The sequence below is a fragment of the Vibrio sp. Y176 genome (assembly GCF_033438945.1).
Window position 1 is genome coordinate 1 of the sequence record NZ_JAWOQS010000260.1, and the last position, 854, is coordinate 854.

Annotated in this window: 1 pseudogene; it reads left to right on the top strand. The window is 43.2% G+C overall.

The annotated features are described in order from the left end of the window. Nucleotides 1–770: pseudogene (locus R7O13_RS25435) on the top strand (serine protease); the annotation flags it as partial. Between the last annotated feature and the right edge of the window lie 84 nt (nucleotides 771–854).

An 854-nucleotide genomic window follows, 5' to 3' on the forward strand; every position in this document is an offset into this window, starting at 1 on the left:
TAAGTTCGGTTAACGATTATTTAACAGCGTCTTATACCGAGTTTGTTTCCGAGATAGCGATTGGCATTCAGCCTACGTTGTGGCAAGAGTTGAGATTGGGCGGTCGATACTCTTCGGGTAGCATTGAGTTATCGACATTGGCGTCTGTAGGCAATTTAGATTTTGAGCGAAGAGGCTTGTTTGCCAATTACCGCTTAGACACCCTCGATGATTTTGCTTTTCCTACGCGAGGTTTGTTGGTCGACCTAGAATATTTGGTTTCTCACGATACCAGCCCTGAAGAGATAGGTCAGTCCAAGCCTAAAGATATTGTGGAAGATACAGTGTATGAAATTGACGCTCGATTTAAGGGGGCAATGAGCTATCAGCGTCATACTTTAGTCGGACAAGCAGAATATAGCTTTGTGCAAAGTAAAAACTCGTCGATAACGCTGGACCCTCGTGAGTTAGGGGGCTTTTTGCATTTGTCAGGCATACCGAGAAACAGCTTGATAGGGCAAAACTTATTCTTCAGCAGTTTGGTATATCGCTACAAATGGTTCGACAATGATTTTGGATTGTTTGAAGCGCCAGTTTATGTAGGCGCGTCGCTAGAACATGGCGGTACATGGTCAGACAACGATCTGAAATTGAATGAAGCACCATTGTATAACGCTGCATCAATTTTCTTTGGTGTGGACTCGCCAATTGGACCTATTATGTTGGCATACGGTCGTACGGAGCAGGATATGGAAGCTGTGTATTTGATCGTAGGAACGTCGTTTAAATAATTGGGCTGTAGAAAGCAAAACCTTGGCATATTTGGTCAAAATTAGCAGGACTTTAGTCGTAAGTTGCTATGTTGGTCAAAATGA